This is a genomic window from uncultured Lutibacter sp., assembly GCF_937891065.1.
In the GTDB taxonomy this organism is placed as follows: Bacteria; Bacteroidota; Bacteroidia; order Flavobacteriales; family Flavobacteriaceae; genus Lutibacter.
This window is the reverse complement of the sequence record NZ_CALAEQ010000135.1, coordinates 1-5,205: the sequence shown is the minus strand read 5'-3', so window position 1 is coordinate 5,205 and position 5,205 is coordinate 1. Positions and strand designations below refer to the sequence as shown.

Sequence of the window (5,205 nt, the reverse complement as noted above, 5' to 3'; positions counted from 1 at the left end):
AAACAAAAAGGCTCGTGAATATCGCCTATTACTAAAATTCTATTCATATTATTATCTCTATAATTTTGCAATAAACTTTGTTCTTCTGGTGTTAATCTTGGTCTGTATCCTACTTTCATGTTAATTTATAGTTTGTTTAATAATTCTTCTAATTTATATAAAAACCTCATTTTTTCACGTCTATATGGGGTTGATGTTTTACCAATTTTAGGATTTGCATCTATTTTTATATCACTTTTAATCCAATTAATAATATCTTTAATCTTTTCATCTTGTGTTTTCATAATTATATAGGTTTAATTAATTTTATTAACGGTTTTCTAAAAATCCAAAGTCCAAATATAACGTTTAATAATATACTATAAAAATTAAACGGTCTTTTTACTTCTTTTACAATTACTTCTTTTTCAGTTTTAATACTACTTTTGTATTCTTTTTCCCAAACTTGTTTAATACTATCTACATTAACTTCAAGTTTAAGCGTGTTATACTCGCTTTTAAGCGTACCTTTTACATTGTTTGATACAAATGTATAGTTGAATGGTTTTAATACGTTTAAACTGTCACAAATATTTTCTATTACTAAACTATTTAACTGAGGTTTTTGGATCTCAATTATTGAACTTTTGTAAATTGTATCTGTTGAATGTGTTTCTACGTAACTTTTTTTAGATTTACAGCTAATAAATAGCAAACTAATTAGTATTAAAATAATTAATTTCTTCATAAGTTCTGACTTAATTTTGTTATCTTTATTAATAACGGTTTTAAATTGCTTAATGTTATAAAGTTACCGTTTAAATTATAACCAACTGAATAACCTCTTACGCATTTCTTACTAAATCTTTTTGTATCATAATTAAATAACTTTTTATCGATTGTAAAATAATAATTATAACCTTTAACTTTATAAGTGAAAAAATGTATAAAATTATAATTAGTTTCCATTGTTAATCAGTTAGTTATGATTTTTAGTATTTGTTATGTCCGTAGTTAATCCGTAATTAGCCGTTTTAGATTTGCTTTGTTTTTAACCAATTCGCACCGTTTATAAAATTTCTTCTTTGTATTCCATTTGTATAGTCAATTCCGTCGTCTTTTAAATCTATTGGGTATCGTCTATGTCCCTCAATAGCTATTTCTTCTTTAGTCGGCAAACTTCGGTTAACTACTGGTAAATTTAATGCTAACTTTTCGTTTTTTACTTCTTCTTCTAATTTAGCTATAATTTTGTAAATAGGAGGTATTTCACCTTTACCTAATTCATTACCTATAAATTCTAATACTTTTTTTAATCCTGTCATTCTATTAAGTTTTATATTATTAAATCGCACTAATTTTACCAAAATACAGTTAGCAGTAATTAAATGCTTTTGGTGCAATGTTTAGGGTTTATGTCAACCAATCTAAAACCATCAAAACAAGCGTCTATATTTAAAAAACCTGTCTTTAAATCTATGAAAACTATTTTACATTTTTCACCATCGTAAATTACTTCATCGTTTACTTTTAAAGTAGCATTTAACGTTCTGCTAACTACTGGTAAACGTAAATTTTCACGTCCTACAAAGTCAACTATTTCATATTCACTTATTTTTTTTAATACATCAGGTTCGCTCTTGTTTAAATAATCTTTAAATCTTCCTAATAATTCAATTTCTTTTTGTCCTAATTTCATAATTTATTGTTTTTTTAATTAAAATCTACGCTTACCAAAATACAGTTAGCAAGTTAATTAAAGTTTGACTTGCAAAAACCTCAACCAAGTAATGTCAATTATCTTTGTTTTGCTTAAACGATACTTGTTTTATTTTTGTCTTTAACTAATGCTAACTCTCAATAACCTTAAAAAAGTTTTAGTTGTTGTTTAAAAACATTGTATCTTTTAACTGCTTTTTCAAAATAGTCTTTATCTATTTCAGTCCCTACTAAATCAAAACCTAAGTCCTCACAAGCAAGTGCAATGCTCCCACTGCCTAAATGGCTATCAAATATTTTATCGTTCGGTTTAGCGTACTTGTCTAATATAAAACGGTAAAGTTCTTTTGGCTTTTGTGTTGGGTGTATTCTTTTATCGGTTTGTTGTCCTCTGTGATACCTAAAAAACCTTATTGCAGTATCAAAGGAAGTCCAAGCCATTTCTGCATCCGCAAACGAGAAACCATCATTCTTTTTGTCCCAAATTAACCAACAGCTACTATCAAAAGGCATTCTACTTATAAAGTGGTTTGCGCCCCAAACAATTTGATTTTTACTAATCCTAAAAAGTTCGTTAAAATATTCAACGCTCGGTGCTTCATTGTCCCAATCCTTAACTTCGTGCTTACTTCCGCTCCAGTTATTTTTGCCATCCATACCAATTCCATAAGGTGGGTCAACTATGGCTAAGTCAAAGTAATTATCTTCATACCTCGCCATTAACTCCATATTATCTTCATTAGTTATTTGTATCATCGTATTTTATTTTTTGCAAAAATAATTTGCATTGCTAAAAATTGTTAAAAAATCATATTACCGTACAGTTCTAAACAATTAAAGGTTTGTCATTTCGGCGTTGAATATTTGTAATAAATCTTGTTTATTAAAATAAATACCATCATATTTATAAAGGTTTGGATCTTCTGATTGTATATATTTATTGTTTTGTAACCAAATATCGAAAGTTGTTTTTTCCTTTTCCTTTAACTGTAGAGAACTACTAATAAAATCAATTTTAAGTTTGTTCTTTATTTTATCATGTCTATTAAAGTAATGTTGCTTATTTCCAAAGTAAAATCCTTCTCGTTCGTTAATTTCTAATAAACCAAGTAAGTGATTTACTTCTGCTTTTGTAAATTGTGTTGTTTTCATATCTTTTAAAACTTTATTTTATTAGTATCCGTTGGGAGTTATATTTGCTGATTTTAAACCTCAACAATAACTGTTTCTAATCTTTTTCTTCTGTCTTTTATTTAGTTATAATGCGTAAACTCCCCAAATCCAACAACCAACTATGCGTATAACAAATAAAAAAATAAGCCATCTACACGTGTTACAACAACGTGTTAAGCCTTTCCTTTATTATCTCGCAATATTCACTACTAATTTCACTAACTATCCAATTACGGTTATTTGCTTTTGCCATTTTTGGAGTTGTACCACTTCCACCAAAACAATCGTAAACAATATCATTTTCATTGGACCAAGTAATTATATGGTCGTTTGCTAATTGTTCTGGAAATACTGCACTATGTTTTTTAGTTTCTTTATTTCTTACTGTTTTATATTCAAAAATATTATCTATATTCTTATATTCATTTCTTTTTTTATTTACATATTGTTTAATCCCATCTTTTTCACCTACAAAACATTTTACAAAACCTTTAGTATTTTCACAATGTACTTGTATCGGGTTAAATACTTTCGGCTTCCCTTTACTAAAAATAAACATATATTCAAAACATTGTTTATACCTTTTCCCCATTACAGGGTTTGGATTAGTTTTTCTATAAATCATTGTATCGTGTACATTAAAACCAATTTCTTTAAAGTATAAAGCTTGTCTAAAACTTGTTAAACTTTCACTTCCATTTTTTGTTGCATCACCAACAACCCAAACAACTACACCACCTTCTTTTGTAATTCTAAATAATTCTTTCGCAATACTTTCAAAGTCAAAACTATAACCGTTATAAGTACGCAAATCATCATAAGGTGGAGAAGTAACTGTTAAATCAACAAAGTTATCTTCCATTCTTGCCATTGTATCTAAACAATTCTCATTGTAAATCTTATTTAATTCCATATTTTAATTTTTTCAAAATTAATAGCCATCTCTAATTTTATTTCGCTAATCATATCACCGTACAGTTGTAATTAATGTTTGTTGATTTTCTTTAATTTACAATACCTGTTGTTTAAGTTTTTCGTCAATTCCTTTATTAAGTATTAATGCGCTAGGTTTTCAAACACTAATACCAACTATTGCATAAAAAAAATAAGTCATTCTTAAATATAGTCAACTCTTAAATCTTTTTTACCTTCTAAAGCGTTTTCTGTGTACTTTTTCGCTTGTCTTACTTGTCTATCAAAGCAGGTTTCACCTTTTTTACTATTGTGTATATTTGAAGTTAGTCGCAACGCTTCACTTATTACTTCTAATTGAAATTTATAAATTGTTATTTCTTCCATTTTAAAATTATTTTATATTTATACTTACTATTTTTTATGCTATTTAGTTAAAATTAATTTTAGCATATTACGTAGGTGTCCTCGGTAACTGTTTCTTATCCATTGTTTTTTCTCTTTTTGTTGTGTTCTACGTAAACTTACCTAAAACTAATATTAACTCCGTATAACTCAAATAATAATTTTTTAGCCATCTACACGTGTTACTGAAATACTCATATAATGAGCATCTTTTTCTATACCTATTCCGTGCCTATTAGTATTTTTACAAGCTACCATAGTTGTTCCGCTTCCCATTGCAAAATCTAAAACAGTTTCGTTTTCTTTTGTGTATGTTTTAATTAAATATTCCATTAATGCAATAGGTTTTTGTGTTGGGTGTAATCTATTAACGTTATTACATTCTGCTTTTTGAGAATTTTCCTCAATAATACTTTTAGGGTATAACTCTGTTCTTAAATTTTTAGTTGTATCTTTTACTTTTGAAACTATATTATTATTTTTATATTCATTTTTACTGCCTCTATAATCTTTTACTTTTTCTCTTTTTGTTTTAATAGGGTAGTAAATTTTACTATTAAAAACCATAATATTTTCGTGATACTTTAATGGTTGTTTATTTGCTAACATAAAATTAGTGCTGTGTTTTTTATCCCAAACCCAATCATATTTATAATTCTTAATATTACTCATTCTTAACATAGAACTAAATGGTTCACTTCCAAATAATACTATTGCCCCATTCGGTTTAATAATTCTATTCAAGTTATGCCACATAGCATAAGTATCAATTACACTATCCCATTTACAAGCAGTAGTTCCGTATGGTGGATCACAAATAATAGCATCTATACTATTACTTTCAATAGTTTTCATTACTTCAAGGCAATCGCCTAATCTTAACTCTATCATATATTTTAATTTTTCAAATTAATAAGCCAACGCTTTTAAAAATTATTACTTGGGTTATACCGTACAGTTAAAATTAATTTTAGCGTGTTAGTTTATATTTTCAAAGTTTTATCAACTATTAGTTTG

Annotated in this window: 9 protein-coding genes; all 9 read right to left on the bottom strand. The window is 27.1% G+C overall.

Annotated elements, in window-relative coordinates; all coding sequences use genetic code 11:
- Positions 1–125: 125 nt before the first annotated feature.
- The 9 genes from Q0352_RS07540 to Q0352_RS07500 all read right to left on the bottom strand — a co-directional run bounded on the left by Q0352_RS07540 (position 126) and on the right by Q0352_RS07500 (position 5,079).
- Entirely contained in the window at positions 126–284 is a 159-nt protein-coding gene (locus Q0352_RS07540) for a hypothetical protein (protein ID WP_299526032.1), read from the bottom strand.
- 2 nt (positions 285–286) lie between these two features.
- Positions 287–727, bottom strand: a complete 441-nt coding sequence (locus tag Q0352_RS07535; RefSeq protein ID WP_299526029.1) for a hypothetical protein — start codon at positions 725–727, stop codon at positions 287–289.
- Between the two features lie 286 nt (positions 728–1,013).
- Complete coding sequence (locus tag Q0352_RS07530; RefSeq protein ID WP_299526026.1) at positions 1,014–1,304, bottom strand: hypothetical protein; 291 nt, start codon at positions 1,302–1,304, stop codon at positions 1,014–1,016.
- Between the two features lie 59 nt (positions 1,305–1,363).
- Positions 1,364–1,678 carry a hypothetical protein gene (locus tag Q0352_RS07525; RefSeq protein ID WP_299526023.1) on the bottom strand — a complete coding sequence of 105 codons (315 nt, stop codon included), beginning with the start codon at positions 1,676–1,678 and terminating at the stop codon, positions 1,364–1,366.
- Positions 1,679–1,845: 167 nt separating this feature from the next.
- Positions 1,846–2,454, bottom strand: a complete 609-nt coding sequence (locus tag Q0352_RS07520) for a DNA methyltransferase (protein ID WP_299526020.1) — start codon at positions 2,452–2,454, stop codon at positions 1,846–1,848.
- A gap of 78 nt (positions 2,455–2,532) precedes the next feature.
- On the bottom strand, positions 2,533–2,850 hold the full coding sequence (locus Q0352_RS07515; RefSeq protein ID WP_299526017.1) for a hypothetical protein: 318 nt from the start codon (positions 2,848–2,850) through the stop codon (positions 2,533–2,535).
- Positions 2,851–3,031: 181 nt separating this feature from the next.
- Positions 3,032–3,784 (bottom strand): site-specific DNA-methyltransferase, encoded by a 753-nt coding sequence (locus Q0352_RS07510; RefSeq protein WP_299526014.1) that lies wholly within the window; start codon positions 3,782–3,784, stop codon positions 3,032–3,034.
- Between the two features lie 203 nt (positions 3,785–3,987).
- Entirely contained in the window at positions 3,988–4,170 is a 183-nt protein-coding gene (locus Q0352_RS07505; RefSeq protein ID WP_299526011.1) for a hypothetical protein, read from the bottom strand.
- Between the two features lie 183 nt (positions 4,171–4,353).
- Positions 4,354–5,079, bottom strand: coding sequence for a site-specific DNA-methyltransferase (locus Q0352_RS07500; RefSeq protein ID WP_299526008.1), 726 nt, complete (start codon positions 5,077–5,079; stop codon positions 4,354–4,356).
- Positions 5,080–5,205 lie beyond the last annotated feature (126 nt).